This is a genomic window from Pontibacter sp. HSC-36F09 (assembly GCF_024171605.1).
Lineage (GTDB): Bacteria > Bacteroidota > Bacteroidia > Cytophagales > Hymenobacteraceae > Pontibacter.
Map to the genome: position 1 here is coordinate 103,679 of NZ_JALKAA010000009.1, position 18,851 is coordinate 122,529.

Sequence of the window (18,851 nt, forward strand, 5' to 3'; positions counted from 1 at the left end):
GGCCGGATGCCCGACCTTTGTAACATCAAGAATGACAATAAAAGGCTGGCGCAGGAATGTTGAAAGCCTTTCAAGATAATGTTTTGTGATTAAAGTTTAGTCTATAGTATAAGGTGATTTTAGCTTAGAGGAGAGACTGAGCTACAATAACGGCAGGCGTTCTACGGCTGCCGTTTTTTATTGTCTATACCTTATACCTTGCAGCAAACTGCCTAGTCGTACATGTGGCTGATTTTGTACAGTTTTTCGTGGTCCAGAATGGTAATAGAACTGCCTTTGGCAGTGATGAGCCCTTCTTCTTTGAACTCAGAAAGAAGTCGGATGGTAGTTTCTTTGGCGGTACCGACAATGGATGCCAGGTCTTCGCGGGAAATGGAAATGGTGAACTGATCGCCTTCTCCGCGCTCCTGGTAAGTTTTCTGAAGCAACAGCAAGGCCTCTGCCAACCGCTCGCGCACCGGCTTGTAAGCCATCTGCACCATGCGTTCTTCCGCCTCACCCAAGGCATTAGAGATCAGTTTCATCAGGCCGCCGGCAAATTCCACATTCTGACTGATCAGCTCTAGGAACTGCGAACGAGGTATAAAGCAGATCACGGCATCTTCGAGAGCAACTGCCGAGGCAGAATAATTTGAGTCAGCCATCAGGGCACGGTATCCGATCAGGTCGCCCGGTTTGGCCAGGCGCACGATCTGTTCTTTGCCATCGCTGCCGAGTTTGGCGATTTTGATTTTGCCGGTGTTGATGCAGTAAAGTCCTGACGGCTTGCCTCCCTCATGAAAGATCAGTTGCCCTTTCTTATAAGCGAAACACGACTTCGTTTCAGAAAGGTGCGACAACTCAGATGCTCTGCAGCAGCTCAGCAGGGAGCTCGCTCGGCTCGAACAGTTCAGACAGTCAGGGTTGGTGAATTTCATAAGCTATCAGGATATTGCAAAAGTATGCAATCCCGCTAATATCGTCAGCCTTCTAACATGTTTTTTTTGCAATTCGTTCTCGAGTTATACCTGGTAAGTATTTAAAAATCAAAAAGAAAGCCCCTGCACATATGCAGGGGCTTTCCTATAAGACATCCGAATCAGGGTGGTTACTCCTTGATAATCAGCTTTCCTTTCATCAACGGTGTTTCGCTTGGGTAGGTGTTCACATACTCAAATACTCCGGATGTGTCAGGTACTGCAAACTCCATCTTTACCATCTGGCCGGGCAATGCGAGCGGCGATGCTGCCAAAAGCAGTGAGCTGTCGGGCAGGTAATTGCCAGATGCACCGGCCTTGCTGCCATTTTGAGCGACCTGCGCCGAGTAGCCTTCTTTCGTAAATACGATGTTATAGATCATCTTAGGATCCTTTCCTTCGTTTGTGAAAGTCAGTTTTACGAGCGTACCGGCCTTCACCTCAATGGTATCCTGGTCAAAGGTCATGCTTTCGAGTGCCTCGCCCCCGGTGGCCCGAATATCTATTTCTGCTATCTCCTGCAGCGTGGTATCCTGCTCCCCTGTCTGTAGTGTCAGGGCTTTTTCTGTTATAGTCTCCGGCTTGTCAACCGGCCTCTGCTCCCCGCCACAAGAGGCAAGTAGCAAGAGTCCGAAAAGCAGGCTTGTTATTCCTAACTGTCTCATGGGTCATATGTTAAGAGTCGATGCTTGCAGCTTCTGATTAGCTGAAAAGCTCCTGCTCCAGCCGCTTGTCGTGGCCGTATATATCATCCCTAAAGTGTACGTTTCCATCTTCATCTACCCAACTGGTGAAGTATACCAGGTATACCTGAATTTTTTTCGGTAAGGTGATCCACTCCTCTTCGCCTCCATTGATGGTCTCGTGTATGCGGCTTTCGTTCCACTCAGGCATGTCTTTCAACACATATTGAGCTAAGTCCATGGGCCGTTCCAGTCTGACGCAGCCATGGCTGAAACCGCGCTGGGTCTGGCTGAATAAGGCGCCCGATGGCGTGTCGTGCAGGTATACGGCGTGCTCGTTCGGAAACAGGAACTTCATGGTGCCGAGCGAGTTTTTAGGGCCCGGACGTTGGCGTACCATATAGGGAAAATTCTTTTCAGTGACAGATGACCAATCGATGGAAGACGGATCAATCTGCTTCGGCTCACGCTCCTTGGTTACCACTTCCATGTTCTGCCTGTCCAGGTAGCCGGGTTCGCGCAGTATACCTGGCGCAATCTCTTTTTCCACAATGCTGTTGGGCACATTCCAGTAAGGGGCCAGCACCACATATTCCATTCTGTCGCTGAAGATTGGAGTCGAGTGCATGGTTTTGCCCACGATCACGTTCATCTCCATGGTCTTTTTGTAAGCGCGCTCTGCTTCGGGGCTGTTATTCGGGTCTTCGTAGACATAGAGCTTGTACTCAGGTATGTTCACCCAGATATACTTTTGGTCCAAGCTCTTTGGTACCAGACGCTTGGGAATCCAGCGCCAGCGTTCCATGTTCATCATAATTTGCTGAATACGATCCTCTACGGGCACATTCATTGTGCGCAGCGTGTTGCCACCCACTTTGCCATCAGGCACAATGCCGTGCAGTTCCTGGAATGCTTTTACCTGCGCCTCCAGTTTGTCGTCATACTTGCGCATGGCAGGGTCGTTGGCGTTGATCTGTGTTCCTGGGTTAAGGCGTTGGCGAAGCGATACAACGGCAGCGGCGGTATCCCCTTTTGTCAGCATCTTTTTGTTACCCAGCTCTACCTTGGCCCAGCCTCCTTTTTCTTCCAGTTCGCGGTACTTTTGCAGGGCATCACGCAGGTCGGTATAGCCTTTGTGCAGTGCTTCAAACTCGTAGTACGGGTAAGTGCTTTCTCGCTCCTTCAAAATGGTTTGCAACGCTTTGTGCAGTTTTATTTTGTTATTGCGCACGCCCCATTGAACCTGTTTCACATTGCGTGGGTCGATGCGGCCTTTGTAAAAGTCAGAGGCATAATTAAAGTAAGTAGCGGTCAGGGCTATGTCGATCTGCTGCTGCAGTGCCAACCTGGTGGAGTCCTTACGACCCAACTCGTTGTACTGGCTGATCATCTCGTCGATGGCAACTACTTTATACTCCTTGGGGTCCAGGCCTTCCTGTGCTGCATTGTTGAGGGTAGTCAGCAGTTTCTCTGATTCGGGCACCAGGTCAGAGCCCTTGAACCAGCCCAGACGATATTCGCGGTCACCATAAAACTGGTAGATCAGGTCCTCGTGTTCTTTAAATTGCTTGTGCTGCCCAATGTAGTCTTTGATGTAGAGGCTGTCTGTTTCGGTGGCGGCCACGGTGTTGAGGCCGAGCATTTCTTTTACGCCGCCTTCTTCTTTTTTGTCGCCGCTTTTATTGCAGGAGGCCAGGGTGAACAGGCAAAGGACGACCAGGCCGATTGGTTTAAATTTCTGTAGGATGAAAGGGTTCATGGTTGTTGGTTTAATGGCTTAGGCGAGAGGCGGGTTAGACGCGAATAATAAATATGCGCTTAAAATTGTGCTATTTCTCTGCTTTGGTGCCTTTTCACTTCGATTTTGCTTTGTTTACTTTAAACAGGTACAAAATGTTCTATATATGACAGTAAAGCATACCTGCTGCATTGGTACGAAACTTGAACTGGAGTGGCTTTGCACCTGTAACTAATACAAATACCTCTGTAACATAGTACGCACCCCATGCGCGTGCCGATGCATTTAGACGACGGTACTTTACAGTTCATGGCAAAAAATGTATCTTACCACCCCATAACCAAAGTATACAATGACTCCATACCGTAAATTTTTACTCGGACTGGGTTTGGCCGGTAGTCTGCAGTTAGGCGCCTGCTCTACCCAAACCACTACTAACGATGAAACTATGACAGCAGAACAGCTAGGCATGGCACAGGCACCTGCCGACGTACACAGCTTCGCCAGGCCTGCCGAGGCCGTGGCCCGCCACCTGGATCTGGACATTGCCGTGAACTTTGATGAAAAGGTGATCTCTGGCAAAGCCTCTTACCAGATCGAGAACGTGGCGAAAGGCAACGAAATTATTTTCGATACACGCGGCCTTGAGATTGAGCAGGTATACTTGGGCAAAGAGCAGACCCCTACCACGTTTAAACTCGGCGATGAAAAAGAATTTCTGGGTCGGCCGCTGATTATTGCGATACAGCCTGAAACGGATTACGTGACCATCCAGTACCGTACTACCGCCAACGCGGATGCGCTGCAGTGGCTCAATCCGCAGCAGACGGCCGGTAAGAAGCACCCCTTCCTGTTCACGCAGTCGCAGGCGATCCTGGCCCGCACCTGGATTCCGATTCAGGATAGCCCAGGTATACGCATCACTTACAGCGCCAAAGTGCAAGTGCCAAAAGAGTTGATGGCCGTGATGAGCGCTGAAAACCCGCAGCAGAAGAACAATACGGGCGGCTATACCTTCGAAATGCGCCAGGCTATACCTTCTTACCTGATGGCCCTCTCTGTGGGTGATATGGTGTTCAAGCCGATCGGGCAGCAGACAGGTATATATGCCGAGCCGGCCACGATTGATGCTGCTGTGTACGAGTTTGCCGAGATGGACAAGATGTTGGTGGCCGCTGAAAAACTGTACGGCAAGTATCGCTGGGACCGCTACGACTTGCTCGTGCTCCCTCCTTCCTTCCCTTTCGGAGGTATGGAAAACCCGCGCCTGACCTTCGTGACGCCAACCGTGCTGGCCAAAGACCGCTCGCTCACCAGCCTGATCGCGCACGAGCTGGCGCACAGCTGGAGCGGCAACCTGGTGACCAACGGCACCTGGGATGATTTCTGGTTGAACGAAGGCTTCACGGTTTACTTCGAGCGCCGCATCATGGAAGAGATCTACGGAAAAGACTATGCCGACATGCTGAACGTGCTAGGCTACCAGGATCTGCAGAACACTTTGGAAGAACTGGGTCCGAACAGTGATGACACCCGCCTTAAGCTGGACCTGGAAGGCCGCGATCCGGACGAGGGTCTGACGGACATCGCCTATGAGAAAGGCAACTTCTTCTTACAGAACATGGAGCGTGTTGTGGGCCGTGAGCGCTTCGACCAGTTCCTGAACAAGTACTTCCAAACATTCGCTTTCCAGAGTACGAACACCGACCTTTTCCTGGATTTCTTGCGCAAAGAGCTGATACAGGGCGATGCGAAAGTAGCGGAGCAAATCAACATTGAAGGCTGGGTGTATACGCCAGGCCTTCCGGAAGACCATGTGAAGCCAACCTCCAAACGATTCGCACAAGTGGAGGAATCATTCAAGGCCTGGCAGAGCGGCAAACCAGCCAGCCAGCTGCAGACCAAAGACTGGTCGAGCCACGAATGGCTGCACTTCATCCGCATGCTGCCTGAGCAGATGAGCCAGCAGCAGATGGCGGACCTGGACAAGGCCTTTGGCTTCACCAACTCGGGCAACTCCGAGGTACTGGCCGCCTGGTTCATCCATACCATCCGCAACAACTACACGGCCGCGGACCAGGCGCTCGACAACTTCCTGACCAATGTGGGACGCCGTAAATTCCTGGTGCCAATCTATAAAGCACTTGCTGCAACTCCGGAAGGTAAGAAAAAAGCCCGGGAGATCTACAGCCGAGCGAAGCCTAACTACCATGCCGTGTCCACCAACACACTGGATACCATGCTCAAATAGGTATAGCCACCCAAGAAAAAAAGCACTGCAGCAATGCGGGGCTTTTTTGATGAGAACAGGTATAAACAAAAAAATCTGTCTCCTTCTGGCCAGCTTGGTTAGCATGGGGAAAGGACAGATTTTTTTCGGTATATCGTTTAGAGCTTACTTTGCTCCTTTGTGTTCAGCTTTTACGTTGATCTTGCTTTCAGCCAGATCGGTTAATTTCAGGTCAGTGGCCTTCTCTTCTTCCAGCGTCATAAGCAACAGCTTCAGTATCTCTTTGTGGCCTAGCTGCTTGGCGTAGGTGCAAAGAGTGCCATAACCGGCAATTTCGTAGTGCTCAACGCGTTGGGCCGAAGCGATCAGAGCGGCATCCATCACATCAGAGTCCGCGTTTTCTGACATCATGTCCTGCGCTTCCTTGATGATGCCTTCCATCGCTTTGCACTTTTCTCCGGAGGCCTTCATACCCAGTAAATCGAAGACTTGCTCAAGCCGCTCTATTTGTGTCTCTGTTTCGCTGAGGTGCATCTCAAAAGCCTTTTTCAACTGAGTGGAGGAAGCCTCCTTCATCATTTTTGGAAGTGCCTTCGTAATCTGCTTTTCAGCGTTGTAGATATCCTTTAGTTCGTGGACGAATAAGTCATTCAGGTTGTTTAGTTTCATAGCTTGGAAAGGTTTAGCGTCGTAAAAAAAATAAGCCTAAGCTTGTGAGATTACTATACGGGAGGATATGGTGGAGGTTTAAAAATATAAATTTAATTAGATAAAATATATATAGTAAGATCACAGTTAAGTAAAATATATGATTTTTATGATGCTTATGTTGTTTTGACTGTCTTTGTTCAGGAGAGTGCAATTCATACAAACAAATTAATCTGGCCTGAAAACGTAATAAAGGCACCCTTCCCGTAACGATTTTTGAAAATACAGGTAATCTTAGGGAGGGTGATGCCAGCGTAAAACATCATACCTTTAGTGTAAGCATACAATTAGCATATAAAAGAAGCACCCGTGGATAGACCAAAAGGAAAGCTCATAGCCATTGGCGGAAATGAAGACAAAGGCTCATACCCGAACCCAAAACACAAAAAAAAATATTACCTCGATTTTTTTGAATTGGGTATACTCAAGCGCTTTCTAAGTGAGATCCCTTCCTCCAAGCCTGCCATAGAGGTAGTTACGACAGCCTCGCTCATACCAGAAGAAGTGGGAGAGCGGTATGAAAGTGCTTTCGGTATTTTAGGCTGTGAGAACGCGAACATGATGCATATCCGGGAAGAGGAAGATGCCTTGAAACCAGAGTACCTGGAGCGCATCCGCAAAGCCGATGGGGTGATGTTCAGCGGAGGCGACCAGTCCCGGCTGACCCGCATTTTTGGTGATACTGAGTTTCTGCAAATCGTGCGGGACAGGTACTGGCACGAGGATTTTGTAGTGGCCGGAACAAGCGCAGGGGCCATGGCCATGTCAGAGATCATGATCAAGAGCGGCAGCTCCACGGAATCATTGCTGAAGGGTTCTGTCAAGATGGGACAGGGATTCGGCCTGATCAGCGGCGTGATCATCGACTCCCACTTTGTGATCAGGGGTCGTTTCGGTCGGCTGATGGAAGCTGTGGCGACGCACCCTAAAACCGTCGGTATCGGTCTGGGCGAAGATACCGGTGTGCTGATCACGGACGGACACATGATCGAAACTATTGGCTCTAACCTGGTGGTGATCGTGGACGGGCATAGTGTGAGTTACACGAATATCAACAACATTGAACCCGGTCGCCCTGTAGCCATTGCCGGCATGATGATGCATGTGCTGGCCAAGGGAAATGTGTTCAACATCAATTCACGGTCTTTTTACAAGGACATGGCCGACGTGGAGAAAAACGAACTCGCCTCAGAGTCGCGCAGCTAGTCTTTATAGATCGATACCCTGCCCTTCTGGCCGCCGCTGCGGTGAGCCCGGTACATTCCCTCGGAATTAAAAGGCAGGGCCAGATTTCCTTTGCTATCAACAGCGATCAGGCCGCCCTCTCCTCCAAATTTTACGAGTTTGTCCATGACCACTTCGTCGCAGGCCTCCTGCAAGGTATAGCCTTTGTATTCGATCAGGCACGATATATCATAGGCTACCACTGCCCGGATAAAGAACTCCCCATGCCCGGTACAGGAGATGGCACAGGTTTTATTGTTAGCATAAGTGCCCGAGCCAATTAAAGGACTGTCGCCGATGCGGTTGTAGTTCTTGTTAGTCATGCCGCCTGTGGAGGTTGCCGCTGCCAGGTCGCCATTTGCATCGCGGGCGACGGCGCCCACTGTGCCGAATTTCCGTTCCTTGCTGTGATCGAGTATAAAGAGGTCTGTATCCCTCACCTCGCGCCATTGCTGGTAGCGGTGCTTATCATAAAAATATTCTTCAGGAGCAAAATCGATTTTGTACTTGCGGGCGAACTCCTCAGCCCCATACCCACTCAGAAACACATGGTCAGAGTGTTCCATAATAGCACGGGTAAGGCGCACCGGGTTGCGTATGCTTCGTACGCCTGCCACTGCGCCAGCTTCCATTGTTTTGCCACACATGATGGCCGCGTCCATTTCATGCTTGCCTTCTTTCGTGAACACCGAGCCACGTCCGGCATTAAATAAAGGGGAATCTTCGAGTAGCACGACGGCAATTTCCACGGCATCCAGAGCTGAGCCCCCTTTTTCGAGCACCTGGTACCCCTGCTCAAGGGCGTGCAAGAGTGCCTGCTTATAAGCTTCTTCTAATTCGGGCGTCATGGATGCGGGTGTGATGGTACCGGCTCCTCCGTGTATGGCAATGGCTATGTTCTGCATAAGTAATAGGTGCGTTATAGTAGGCTCCTACGCCTATAGGGCCCTGCCTGTTTTATCGGGCTGCTTTTATGCCATAAAATTAAAAAAGCTACTATTTTTCCGTCCCGCCGAAACCAAAGATTTTGTATATTTGTCCTTAGATCAATCTATTCATTATAAAGTTTATTTTATGTCGTTTGATATTCAAGGAAAGCTGTACGAAGTGTTTGAGGAGCAGCAGGTAAGTGAAAAATTCAGAAAGCGTGAGTTTGTGCTGGAGATCCCGGACGGTTCGTTCACGCAGTACTGCAAGTTCCAACTGACGCAAGACAAGTGCAACCTGATCGACAACTACAAGCCGGGTGACGAGGTGAAAGTGACGTTTAACCTGACAGGTAAGCCTTTCACGAAGAATGGCCAGACCATGTATTTCACCAACCTACAGGCATGGCGCGTTGAGGGTGCTGCCGCTTCAGGTGGTTTTGGCGCTCCTGCTGGTGCTCCCGCGCAGGAATCAGCGGCTCCTTCTTTCTACAGCAGCGATGCAGACAACGATCTGCCATTCTAATACATATTGCGTATAAACAGAGCGAGCCCCGACAGGCTCGCTTTTTTTATGCCCGCTGGCACAGTGTTTCGTCGAACTTACAAAACAAAACCGGCTGTCAGCGATTGTTACTTTATAACCAGGTATAGCCTGTATACCTGAACCCCTCTGACTATGGACGATTTACAGCGCCTGATCTGGCAGGGCGAAAACGAACGGGTAGATTTTAAGCAACGCGTCACGCAGCCCGACAAAATAGCCCGCACTATGGTTTCCTTTGCCAACACGCAGGGCGGCACCATCCTGATCGGGGTGAAGGACAACGGGAAAGTGGTGGGAATAGATCCGGAGGAAGAGAAGCACACCCTGGAGCTGGCCGCCAACTTTTACTGCAATCCTCCCCTGGCGCTCCACTATGAAGAGGTGGAACTGGACGGCTATACCATCCTGAAAGTATCTGTCCCCGAAAGCACCACCAAGCCGCACTTTGCGAAAGTGAAAGAGGACGACTGGCGGGGTTATGTTCGGGTGAAGGACACGAGCGTGCAGACCAGCAAGATGGTAGAGAAGTCTTTGCAGACGGAAGCCCCCACCTTCGAGCGCATCCCCCTCGACCGCCATGAACGCGCCGTGCTCGATTACCTCGCATTGAACCGGCGCGTCACACTGCGACAGTATATGAAGATTGCGAATCTTTCTGAAAGAAGGGCTTATAGGATGCTGGTAAAGTTAGTTATCCATGGGTATGTGCGTCTGCATGATAAGGAGAAGGAGGAGTATTATACCTTGAGTTAGTCATATAATATGGCGCGAGCGTCCTCGCTCGTGATTACTATAGTAGGGCCTCGGGCCCAGGTATAGATTTTTGCAGAGTATCGTAGGCTTATAAGGTATAGCAACTTGTATTGCTTTGTAGCTTCGCCTGTGCGGCGGGCACTCACTTTTTTCCTTGATGAAAAAAGTAAGCAAAAAAATCAAGACGCTTTTAAACTCGCTGACCGCTCAAACACAAAATCGTCAATAGTGCACCGGGCTAATGCATCTGTTACATAGCTTAAGGGGCAAGTTAGTCTTGCTATACCTGCCAATGGTCTGTGACAGCAACAACAGTACTTATACTAATAAATCGGCAGCGGCGGAAAATTCCCCCTTTGAAGGGGGCAGGGGGATGAAAATCGAGGACACAAGACCGAAGCTACAACGTTTATACCTAAAGAATAGTAGTAGCAGAAAATCCCCCTCCTGTTTCGGGGTATTGGAGGCAATTCTACTTCTATCGTGCACGATAATCTTGTTAATCCTCAAATCCTGCAAATCCTGATTCAGACAGCATCCTTCTCCCATCATTTCCTGCTCAACTCCAGCTTGATTTCGTTCCCCTTTTCATAATACTCTGTATGGGTTAGTTGGCCGGCGCGGTTGTATACCTGCCAGGTGCCGAACCAGTAGTAGTGGATTACGAGCTCAGTCTCAACTGTTCTGGCCATACCTTGCTTCTCCAGTTCGCCATTGTCGTGGAATAGCCTGATCAGGAACTCATTGGAGTTTGGTTTGTGGTACTCGATTTTCCGGATACTGCCATCGGGGTAGTAATAGCGCCACTTGCCCCGCTCCTGCCCGTGCTTGAACCTGCCATTGCGCAGCAGTGTGGTGTTGCCTGACAGGTATAGCTTCCAGCGACCGTGATGGCGCCCTTCTTTGTCGAAGCGATTGATCTTGAAGGGCCAGATGCCGTTTTTAGGCTTCGGCTGTGCCTGCAGGGCTATTGGTAGAGCAAGAAGCAGCAGCAAAAAGAAGGTAGATTTGGTTTTCATTTGCTCAATCCGATTATTAAGACCGCGAAAAGAAATTCAGAACTTGTACTTAATTCTTAAACAAAGATAGAATATTTTTTACTTATAACTAATTGATTAGTTATACATGTTTTATTTGTAAAGAGTTATGAATCAGAAGACTAAAAAACAGAAAAAATCATGACTGGTAACAGGGACTGTACGTATCAGGAAATCACTTCTTTTATAGATAGACTAAGCACTATGTATTTGCGTAAAAAGGGTATGTCTACCACTTTAGCCCTTCCCTTATGCCCAAACAGACGAAGACAATCCAGGACAAATCTGAAAAAATAACCCCTACAGCCGAAAAGGTAAAAGATCCGGTAAACGTTAAATCACCCGACTCCAAAGGCAAGAAGATCTTTGTGCTCGACACCTCGGTCATTCTTTACGACCACAGCGCGGTGCGGAATTTCCAGGAGCATGACGTGGCTATCCCGATCACGGTGCTGGAGGAACTCGACAACTTCAAGAAAGGCAACGATATCAAGAACTTTGAAGCCCGTGAGTTCATTCGCTTCATCGATAAGCTTTCCTCAGAACACATGCTGCAGGAGTGGATTCCGCTCAATGGCAAGACCAAAGGCAAGTTTAAGGTGATGTTGAGCGGCAGTTCCAAGCTGGATGCAACCAAAATTTTCGGGGATAAGAACGACCACCACATCCTGAACTCGGCACTGCAGATGCAGCAGGATTTTCCGAAAAGCAAAGTCGTGCTGGTGACCAAAGACATCAACCTGCGCCTCAAAGCCCGTGCTCTCAACCTGATTTCAGAAGATTATGAAACCGGCAAGATACAGGATGTGGCGGGTTTGTATACCGGTAGCGATACCCTCGAGGAAATTGACCCGGGCGTGATAAACGACCTCTATGAAAATGGCAGTTCTGAAAGCGGCAAGGTGATCAAGGAAACACCACCCGACAATCACTTTTATGTACTCAAGAGTTTTAAGAACTCTATCCTCTCCTATTATAATCCGGCTGAGGACCAGTTTGAGCGAGTGGACAAGCAGACGGCATACGGTGTGAAGCCACGCAATGCTGAGCAGACATTCGCCATGCATGCCTTGTTAAATTCGCGTATTAAACTGGTAAGTATACAGGGTGTGGCCGGTACGGGCAAGACCCTGCTGGCCCTGGCCAGTGCCCTGGAGCAGCGCCGCGACTACAAGCAGATCTACCTGGCGCGGCCTATCGTGCCGCTCAGCAACAAAGACATCGGCTACCTGCCCGGCGACATCAAATCGAAACTCAACCCTTATATGGAGCCGCTTTGGGATAACCTGAAGTACATTCAGAACCAGTATGCCGAGAGCAGCAAGGAGTACCAAAAATTAAAAGAATTGGTGGAGCTGGAGAAGCTGGTGATTACGCCGCTGGCGTACATCCGGGGACGCAGCCTTTCCAACATTTACTTTATTGTGGACGAAGCGCAAAACCTGACGCCACATGAGGTCAAGACCATTATCTCGCGGGCCGGAGAAAATACCAAGATTGTGTTTACAGGAGATATCTACCAGATCGATACGCCTTATCTGGATTCTCAGAGTAATGGCCTCTCCTACCTGATTGACCGGGCCCGCAACCACCCGCTCTACGCACACATTACACTCCTGAAGGGTGAACGCTCGGAGTTGGCGAACTTGGCAAACGATCTGCTCTAGCTATACCTATTCGAAAGGCAAAAGGCCGCTGCTATACCTAGTTGCGGCCTTTTCTGTTTGCTATCTGTGCTTTACTATCTTCTTTGGCGGCTGGGTCTAACAGCGTTTTGAGCGTAAGCAGGCTTTGTTCGGTTTCTGCTTCCGCTTTGAGCTTCTGGAAGAATCCTTTGTACTTGTTATACAGGTCGTCTGCTACCCGTGATTTCTGGAGCCACTCCAGGCGTGTTCCATCTTCCTGAGGCTCGAGGCTGAAGATACCGATGGTCTCAAAGTCCTCTCCTTTGGTTAGCTGTTTATAGTAAAGTTCACTAGGCGGCGTGCTCTCCGTAAAGTGTACTTTTACCGTCCCTACCCGGTCACCGATCCATTCCTGGTGAGCTCCTTTGCCGGTGATAGGACCGCCGTAAAGACGAATCATAGTCGGGTCGTAGTCTTTATTCCAGGCGTTCCACTCTTCCCATTTGGTGGGGTTGTTCAGGTATGTAAAAACCTGTTCAGGCTTGGCGTTGATCAAAATGGAGCGTCTGACCTCGTAGGAGTCAGGGAGCAGAAAGGAACCGAAAAAAACTGCGGCCGAAGCTACCAGCAACGACACCAGCATGATGAGGAACGCTTTCATAAAGGATACAACATGCCTGTAAGTGTATGGGATAATTTAATGCTAAAAGTACACCAATTTAAAGGAGAAAAAACAAGATAGACAAACAAGTAGGCAAGAATATTTTTCTCCTGATCATAGTCTCTTTTTATACATTGCCCCTGTTTATACCATTTAGCAGCATGATGCCGTATAAGGGCCAAACTAAAGACAAAAATATGATTCAGGATCTTATCAATAAAGGACTAAAACTATCGCAGCAATCTATTTTCAAGGGTTTACTGGGCAAAGCCGGGGTGCTGGTGTCCAAACCGGTGAAACTGGGCATGCTGCTGACCACGGCTTATGGCAAACTGGTGGATGTGGAGAGTGACAAGAGCGGCTTTGCGCAAGTGAAGGAAGTGATGCAGACATTCATTCGCTTGGTGAAAGCTTACATCAATGGCTCGTATCGTGAGGTTTCGAACAAGTCGCTGCTAGCCGGTGTGGCGGTACTGCTATACCTGGTCACTCCCCTTGACGTAATTCCCGACTTTATACCTGTCATCGGCTTCCTCGACGACATCAGCCTGATGGCCTGGTTCATTGAATCTTTTCAGAAAGAGATCACCAATTTTAATACCTGGGAAAGCAACAAAAACTTTGAGCCGACGATGGGGACCCTTTAGAGGTACCATGGTCGGGATTGAGATACCAATTTTACTTGTCATTTCGAACGCAGTGAGAAATCTGAATAATGAATAGCCGTACTTCTGATTTCACATTGCATTCGAAATGACATAGTTGTTTCAACTCTCAAACTCCTAAACTCCTCACCTCCCAAACTCATAATTCTTGCGTATCTTGGGAGCTTAAAACCAACTCTTATAAAAACCATGATCAGTAAGCGCATTATAGCATTTTTTGCGGCAGCCTGTCTGAGCCTGGGTATAAGCACGGCCAAGCCTGATGAAGGTATGTGGCTGCCTATGCTCCTCAAGCAGCTCAACGAAGCAGAAATGCAGAAGAAGGGCATGAAGCTCTCAGCCGAAGACATTTACAGCATCAACCAGTCGAGCCTCAAAGACGCTATCGTGTCGTTTGGTGGTTTCTGTACTGGTGAGATGATCTCTTCTGAGGGACTTCTGCTGACTAACCACCATTGCGGCTATGGCCAGATTCAGAACCACAGTTCCGTTGAGAAAGACTACCTGACCGAAGGCTTCTGGGCTATGAACCGCGAGCAGGAGCTTCCGAATCCAGGTCTGTTTGCTACTTTTATCGTGCGCATGGATGACGTGACGCAGCAGATTCTGGCAGGTATACCGGCTAACGTAACAGAGGCTGAACGCGAGAAAATAGTGCAGGCAAACATCGCAAAGGTGCGCCAGCAGGCGATTGCCGGCACGCACTACGATGCCGTAATCCGTCCGTTCTTCTATGGCAACGAATACTACATGTATGTGACCGAAACTTTCCGTGACATCCGTCTGGTAGGTGCTCCCCCATCGTCGATCGGTAAGTTTGGTGGCGACACCGACAACTGGATGTGGCCGCGCCATACCGGTGACTTTGCCATGTTCCGCATCTATGCAGATGAAAACAACAATCCGGCAGAATACTCTCCGAACAACAAGCCTTACAAGCCCAAGCACCACCTGCCTATCTCGCTGAGCGGTGTGCAGGAGAATGACTTCACGATGGTGTTCGGTTTCCCGGGCCGTACGAACGAGTACCTGACCTCGCATGCCATTGAGGAGATCTACGAAACTTCCAATCCGCACAAGATCAAGATCCGTGACACGAAACTAGCTGTGCTCGACGAGGACATGAAAGCATCTGATGCCGTGCGTATTCAATACGCCGCTAAGCATGCCAGTGTAGCCAATGCCTGGAAAAAGTGGATCGGTGAAAGCCGTGGTTTGCGCAAAGCCAATACCATAGAACGTAAGCAGGAGCTCGAAAAGCAGTTCACCGCATGGGCAAACGCTGACGCCAGCCGCAAGCAGACGTATGGCAACCTGATCGCTGAGTTTGAAAAAAACTACAAGCAACTTGAAGGTATTACGATTGCCCGCGACTACATTATGGAAGCCGCCTGGGGTGTGGAGCTCGTACGTTACGCCAACGACTTTATTAAGCTGAACGAACTGATCGAAGCAAAGGCTCCTCAGCAGGAAATTAATGCGCAGCTGGACCGTCTGGAGAAAGGCGTGGCAGGTTATTTCAAAAACTACAACGCCCCTACCGACAAAAAGGTGTTTGCCGCCCTGCTGAGCATGTATTATGAAAACATGGACCAGAAACTACAACCTGCCGCTTTCGCGATGGTGCGTCAGAAATACAAGGGCGATTTCAGCAAATATGCCAATGAGGTATACAGCAAATCACTCTTCACTTACGAAGCGGGTGTACGCAAAGCAATTGCCGACATCAGAGCGGGCAAAGCCAACCCATTCAAAAATGACCCAGGATTCCAGCTGGCCAGCAGCATCAACGACTATTACCGCACCAACGTGCTGCCTACTTACACCAAGGTAAACGACAACCTGAGCCTGTTGTATAGAACCTACGTAGCAGGCTTGCGTGCAATGCAGCAGGACCGCAAGTTCTATCCGGATGCAAACTCTACCCTGCGTGTGGCTTACGGCAAAGTGGAGCCTTACCAGCCGGTTGACGGGGTAAAATACATACACTACACCACGCTGGAAGGTGTGATGGAGAAAGCTGCCTCTGGGGTTGCTGAAGACTATGCTATACCTGCCCGACTAAAGGAGCTGTATGACAAGAAAGATTATGGCCCTTACGGTGTGAATGGTCAGCTGCCTGTTTGTTTCATTGCTTCGAACCATACCACTGGTGGTAACTCCGGCTCACCGATAATCAATGCCAATGGTCAGCTGATCGGTACAAACTTCGACCGCAACTGGGAAGGCACTATGAGTGACCTGACTTACAATCCTGACCAGGTACGTAACATTTCGGTGGATGTGCGCTACATGCTGTTTATTGTAGATAAATTTGCCGGAGCCGGCCACCTGGTGAAAGAGATGACGCTTGTTAACGACAACACATCCGGTTTGCCCCAGGTAGATGCCCGTCGCAAAACGGAAGCACCTGCTGAAGCTGTGCAGCTTTCAAAGAAAGAGCAGCGCAAAGCTGAGAAAGCCGCTAAAAAAGCAGCCAAAAAGAAAGAAAAAGAAGCTGCTGAAGTAGTGAATTAAGCTCAAGCATTTATAAATTAGAAAGCCCTATCTGGTCATTCAGGTGGGGCTTTTTGTTTGGCTATACCTGAGAGAGTTGTTCACCACTGTGCTCTCACAGAAGCTGCTCGAGAGTCTCAGGGCCTACTATAAGGCCTACCGTACCAAGGTATGGCTTTTTGAGGGCCAGCATGGCGGGCAGTACACGCTGGAGAGCCTGCGCAACGTGTTTCGGGCTGCCAAGGAGAAGGCCGGCGTGCGGACCAAGGCCACCCCGCATACGCTCAGGCACTCTTTTGCCACGCATTTGCTGGAGCAGGGAACCGACCTGAGGTATATCCAGACCCTGCTCGGGCACAGGAGCAGCAAAACGACCGAGATTTATACGCACGTAACCAGCTACGCCCTGGATAAAATTATAAGCCCGCTAGATAATCTCTAAGAATAAACTATATTAGCTTAACCATATGCAGAGAAGTGGATATACTACATGAAAGCTCAAAAAAGTCAGCTGTTTCAGGCAAAATCACTTTCGCTTATATGGCAGATAAACGTCACTATGACGTTTACACAGTAGTTGTACATAATTGAAAACAAATGTGGTTCAATCAGAAAATAAAACCAGAAGACGTCAAACTAAAGAATACAAAGTTCCTTCGTTCGAATGGAATCGACGTGATTGAACATCTTCCATATCTGGATACTCCAAACTTTAGAGACCCTGAACAAATAGCTAAGAGAATGATGGTTCAATTAGCTATTTTTCAACTTCATCTTGAAGCTCCTAACCGAATCATCAAAAAATGGATTGAAGACAATGAACTCTCAGACTTTTTGACGAGTGGTGAGATGAAGTATCTTCAATCAGATTATCAGGATTTGCCCGAGCAGGACCAAATAGATATTTATTGGTATGTGGAAGCTATTTGGACATTTGCTTGGATAGGTGGGCTTCATAATAAATTGACTTTCAATACAGGTGTTGAAGATTCTCTTGCATCAATGACACCGAAAATTGAAAAAAATGAACCAGCAGAATCATTTATTAAAAAATTCAAGCTAAGAAGCCGCTTAGAGATTTTTGAAATGTTAGATAAATTTTATCGTGCACATTGGTTTGCAAGAAACAATGATTTGACGGGTAAAGAATCTGATAAAGTCGATTTAGATATAATAATGGAAAGAAGAGAGGCACTTGAATATACTTGCTACAATGAGTATGAGTGGGACAGCATTTCTTTGGACACCTAAAGAACAACCTTTGCCAACCAAGTTCAGCCTTTATGCTCGGCGTTGCCTCGCCCATCGGCTGCACAAGTCCGTTAGCGGTAATTCCAACCATAGATTGAAAAATTGACACAGCAAGAAGAACTCGACCAATTAAAACAGGAAATTCTTTCTCAGGATTGGGAAAAGGCGAGAGATGCTGCCTATCGACTCGGAGAAATTGGTGGAGATGAAGTACTCACATTTCTAATACAACTTCTTAACTCGAAAGACCCAATACTAAGGAATTGTGCAGCTCTAGGCTTAAAAGACATAAAAGACAATAAAGCGGTTGAGCCATTGTTGGATGCTATATTCAAGAAGGAAAACCATAACTACAATGGGACTTTGGTTTTCGCATTGGAAGATTTAGACTGTAGTCAGAAACTGAAAGAGATTTTTAAGATTCTCTTTTATGAAAGCTACGAAGCAAAAATCAGTGCTTATGCAATTCTATCTGAGCAGGTGTTTGAATTTTCAGAAGAAGATTTGCTTAAAGTCAAAGAGATGTGGGAAGAGATAAAACAACACCCTGAAAAATGTCCGAATTACGAATATGAAGAAGTGCCAGAACTGATTCAGGATGCTGTAGATGGTTACATGGGCTATTTGCAAAGTGAAGAATAAAAAGCACAAACCGCTAACAAGGTGCAGCCTATATGCTTGGCTACGCCTCACCCATCGGCTGCACGAGCACGTTATACCACATTGAAGTCATAAATGAAAATAATTAACTCCACTCTCCGACTGTTAGGAATAGCCTTATTGGTAAGCTGTGGGAATTCGGACACTATGTCGGCAGTCCAGACAAACAATGAACAAACCATCCAAATGGCAGACAGAATAAAAATAGATGAACTGACAACTACATTAACAAAGCTAAAAAATGGGCAAACAGAATTTGATTTCATTGGCATAACTTCCAATGGAATTGACTGCATCTATTTCGTTTATGAAAAGGGAAAGTTCAACATCGAGTTTGAGTCAATGGTTGAAGAGCAAACACCATTCATTGATAAACTAAAAGAATTCGCCCAAATGAATGAATTGGAAAGTGTGATAACGACGTATGGCAATCAACCACACTATCCATCCTTGACACCAGCACCAGTAATCAGAATTGAATCTAATTCGACCCTTGAAGAGGTGGTAGCATTAGGAAGAAAGATTCAGGCAGAAATCTTTCAGAACAACAGCACAACTGTATATGATGTGGTGCCATAGACAAAACAACAAGGTATAACAACTAAGGCTTCGTTGGGTACGGAGTGCCGACAATGAAGCCGTGGTTGCACTAACCGTGCGACCCGTTATGGGTTTTAAGTCGGAAGAGGCT

The 18,851-nt window shown here is 48.1% G+C and carries 18 protein-coding genes; 11 read left to right on the forward strand and 7 right to left on the reverse strand.

Annotated features, from left to right (window positions below; translation table 11 throughout):
* Positions 1-212: 212 nt before the first annotated feature.
* From L1278_RS18795 to L1278_RS18805, 3 genes are all read right to left on the reverse strand, one after another.
* A complete protein-coding gene (locus L1278_RS18795; RefSeq protein WP_253406566.1) occupies positions 213-917 on the reverse strand; it encodes a Crp/Fnr family transcriptional regulator in 705 nt (234 codons plus the stop codon).
* Positions 918-1,087: 170 nt separating this feature from the next.
* Positions 1,088-1,621 (reverse strand): plastocyanin/azurin family copper-binding protein, encoded by a 534-nt coding sequence (locus tag L1278_RS18800; protein WP_253406567.1) that lies wholly within the window; start codon positions 1,619-1,621, stop codon positions 1,088-1,090.
* Between the two features lie 37 nt (positions 1,622-1,658).
* Positions 1,659-3,398 (reverse strand): murein L,D-transpeptidase, encoded by a 1,740-nt coding sequence (locus L1278_RS18805; protein WP_253406568.1) that lies wholly within the window; start codon positions 3,396-3,398, stop codon positions 1,659-1,661.
* 331 nt (positions 3,399-3,729) lie between these two features.
* Between L1278_RS18805 and L1278_RS18810 the strand changes: the two genes are divergently transcribed.
* Complete coding sequence (locus L1278_RS18810) at positions 3,730-5,628, forward strand: M1 family metallopeptidase (protein WP_253406569.1); 1,899 nt, start codon at positions 3,730-3,732, stop codon at positions 5,626-5,628.
* A 144-nt stretch (positions 5,629-5,772) separates the two neighbouring features.
* Here the strand turns inward: L1278_RS18810 and L1278_RS18815 are convergent, their stop codons facing one another.
* Positions 5,773-6,276 (reverse strand): ferritin-like domain-containing protein, encoded by a 504-nt coding sequence (locus tag L1278_RS18815; RefSeq protein ID WP_253406570.1) that lies wholly within the window; start codon positions 6,274-6,276, stop codon positions 5,773-5,775.
* 348 nt (positions 6,277-6,624) lie between these two features.
* Here L1278_RS18815 and L1278_RS18820 point away from each other — a divergent pair, with 348 nt between their 5' ends.
* Positions 6,625-7,521, forward strand: coding sequence for a cyanophycinase (locus L1278_RS18820; RefSeq protein WP_253406571.1), 897 nt, complete (start codon positions 6,625-6,627; stop codon positions 7,519-7,521).
* Here L1278_RS18820 and L1278_RS18825 read toward each other — a convergent pair.
* Positions 7,518-8,444: an isoaspartyl peptidase/L-asparaginase family protein gene (locus L1278_RS18825; RefSeq protein WP_253406572.1), complete on the reverse strand. Its 927-nt coding sequence runs from the start codon at positions 8,442-8,444 to the stop codon at positions 7,518-7,520. The two genes, L1278_RS18820 and L1278_RS18825, sit on opposite strands and share 4 nt — an antisense overlap.
* Positions 8,445-8,613: 169 nt before the next feature.
* On the opposite strand from L1278_RS18825, the gene L1278_RS18830 reads away from it, so the two are divergent.
* Together L1278_RS18830 and L1278_RS18835 are read left to right on the forward strand one after the other, a co-directional pair.
* Positions 8,614-8,991, forward strand: a complete 378-nt coding sequence (locus tag L1278_RS18830) for a DUF3127 domain-containing protein (RefSeq protein WP_116544811.1) — start codon at positions 8,614-8,616, stop codon at positions 8,989-8,991.
* Positions 8,992-9,144: 153 nt separating this feature from the next.
* Positions 9,145-9,765, forward strand: a complete 621-nt coding sequence (locus L1278_RS18835) for an RNA-binding domain-containing protein (RefSeq protein WP_253406573.1) — start codon at positions 9,145-9,147, stop codon at positions 9,763-9,765.
* Positions 9,766-10,313: 548 nt separating this feature from the next.
* On the opposite strand, the gene L1278_RS18840 is transcribed toward L1278_RS18835, so the two are convergent.
* A complete protein-coding gene (locus L1278_RS18840; RefSeq protein ID WP_253406574.1) occupies positions 10,314-10,784 on the reverse strand; it encodes a hypothetical protein in 471 nt (156 codons plus the stop codon).
* Positions 10,785-11,053: 269 nt separating this feature from the next.
* On the opposite strand from L1278_RS18840, the gene L1278_RS18845 reads away from it, so the two are divergent.
* Positions 11,054-12,469 carry a PhoH family protein gene (locus tag L1278_RS18845; RefSeq protein WP_253406575.1) on the forward strand — a complete coding sequence of 472 codons (1,416 nt, stop codon included), beginning with the start codon at positions 11,054-11,056 and terminating at the stop codon, positions 12,467-12,469.
* Positions 12,470-12,506: 37 nt separating this feature from the next.
* Here the strand turns inward: L1278_RS18845 and L1278_RS18850 are convergent, their stop codons facing one another.
* Positions 12,507-13,088, reverse strand: coding sequence for an SRPBCC family protein (locus L1278_RS18850; RefSeq protein WP_253406576.1), 582 nt, complete (start codon positions 13,086-13,088; stop codon positions 12,507-12,509).
* A gap of 197 nt (positions 13,089-13,285) precedes the next feature.
* Here L1278_RS18850 and L1278_RS19705 point away from each other — a divergent pair, with 197 nt between their 5' ends.
* The 6 genes from L1278_RS19705 (at position 13,286) to L1278_RS18880 (ending at position 18,739) form a co-directional block, all read left to right on the forward strand.
* On the forward strand, positions 13,286-13,735 hold the full coding sequence (locus L1278_RS19705; RefSeq protein WP_371927374.1) for a YkvA family protein: 450 nt from the start codon (positions 13,286-13,288) through the stop codon (positions 13,733-13,735).
* A 207-nt stretch (positions 13,736-13,942) separates the two neighbouring features.
* Positions 13,943-16,270: a S46 family peptidase gene (locus tag L1278_RS18860; protein WP_253406577.1), complete on the forward strand. Its 2,328-nt coding sequence runs from the start codon at positions 13,943-13,945 to the stop codon at positions 16,268-16,270.
* A 43-nt stretch (positions 16,271-16,313) separates the two neighbouring features.
* Complete coding sequence (locus tag L1278_RS18865; protein ID WP_371927375.1) at positions 16,314-16,691, forward strand: tyrosine-type recombinase/integrase; 378 nt, start codon at positions 16,314-16,316, stop codon at positions 16,689-16,691.
* A gap of 155 nt (positions 16,692-16,846) precedes the next feature.
* Positions 16,847-17,500, forward strand: coding sequence for a DUF4272 domain-containing protein (locus L1278_RS18870; protein ID WP_253406578.1), 654 nt, complete (start codon positions 16,847-16,849; stop codon positions 17,498-17,500).
* A gap of 102 nt (positions 17,501-17,602) precedes the next feature.
* Positions 17,603-18,142 (forward strand): HEAT repeat domain-containing protein, encoded by a 540-nt coding sequence (locus L1278_RS18875; protein ID WP_253406579.1) that lies wholly within the window; start codon positions 17,603-17,605, stop codon positions 18,140-18,142.
* A gap of 204 nt (positions 18,143-18,346) precedes the next feature.
* The gene (locus tag L1278_RS18880) at positions 18,347-18,739 is read left to right on the forward strand and encodes a hypothetical protein (RefSeq protein ID WP_253406580.1); all 393 of its coding nucleotides are present in this window, start codon (positions 18,347-18,349) and stop codon (positions 18,737-18,739) included.
* The last annotated feature ends 112 nt before the right edge of the window (positions 18,740-18,851 follow it).

What these genes read in the sequence shown, in the direction of transcription:
- L1278_RS18795 (WP_253406566.1), bottom strand. Translation starts at nt 917, where the DNA reads ATGAAATTCACCAACCCTGACTGTCTGAACTGTTCGAGCCGAGCGAGC.
- L1278_RS18800 (WP_253406567.1), bottom strand. Translation starts at nt 1,621, where the DNA reads ATGAGACAGTTAGGAATAACAAGCCTGCTTTTCGGACTCTTGCTACTT.
- L1278_RS18805 (WP_253406568.1), bottom strand. Translation starts at nt 3,398, where the DNA reads ATGAACCCTTTCATCCTACAGAAATTTAAACCAATCGGCCTGGTCGTC.
- L1278_RS18810 (WP_253406569.1), top strand. Translation starts at nt 3,730, where the DNA reads ATGACTCCATACCGTAAATTTTTACTCGGACTGGGTTTGGCCGGTAGT.
- L1278_RS18815 (WP_253406570.1), bottom strand. Translation starts at nt 6,276, where the DNA reads ATGAAACTAAACAACCTGAATGACTTATTCGTCCACGAACTAAAGGAT.
- L1278_RS18825 (WP_253406572.1), bottom strand. Translation starts at nt 8,444, where the DNA reads ATGCAGAACATAGCCATTGCCATACACGGAGGAGCCGGTACCATCACA.
- L1278_RS18830 (WP_116544811.1), top strand. Translation starts at nt 8,614, where the DNA reads ATGTCGTTTGATATTCAAGGAAAGCTGTACGAAGTGTTTGAGGAGCAG.
- L1278_RS18835 (WP_253406573.1), top strand. Translation starts at nt 9,145, where the DNA reads ATGGACGATTTACAGCGCCTGATCTGGCAGGGCGAAAACGAACGGGTA.
- L1278_RS18840 (WP_253406574.1), bottom strand. Translation starts at nt 10,784, where the DNA reads ATGAAAACCAAATCTACCTTCTTTTTGCTGCTGCTTCTTGCTCTACCA.
- L1278_RS18845 (WP_253406575.1), top strand. Translation starts at nt 11,054, where the DNA reads ATGCCCAAACAGACGAAGACAATCCAGGACAAATCTGAAAAAATAACC.
- L1278_RS18850 (WP_253406576.1), bottom strand. Translation starts at nt 13,088, where the DNA reads ATGAAAGCGTTCCTCATCATGCTGGTGTCGTTGCTGGTAGCTTCGGCC.
- L1278_RS19705 (WP_371927374.1), top strand. Translation starts at nt 13,286, where the DNA reads ATGATTCAGGATCTTATCAATAAAGGACTAAAACTATCGCAGCAATCT.
- L1278_RS18860 (WP_253406577.1), top strand. Translation starts at nt 13,943, where the DNA reads ATGATCAGTAAGCGCATTATAGCATTTTTTGCGGCAGCCTGTCTGAGC.
- L1278_RS18870 (WP_253406578.1), top strand. Translation starts at nt 16,847, where the DNA reads ATGTGGTTCAATCAGAAAATAAAACCAGAAGACGTCAAACTAAAGAAT.
- L1278_RS18880 (WP_253406580.1), top strand. Translation starts at nt 18,347, where the DNA reads ATGGCAGACAGAATAAAAATAGATGAACTGACAACTACATTAACAAAG.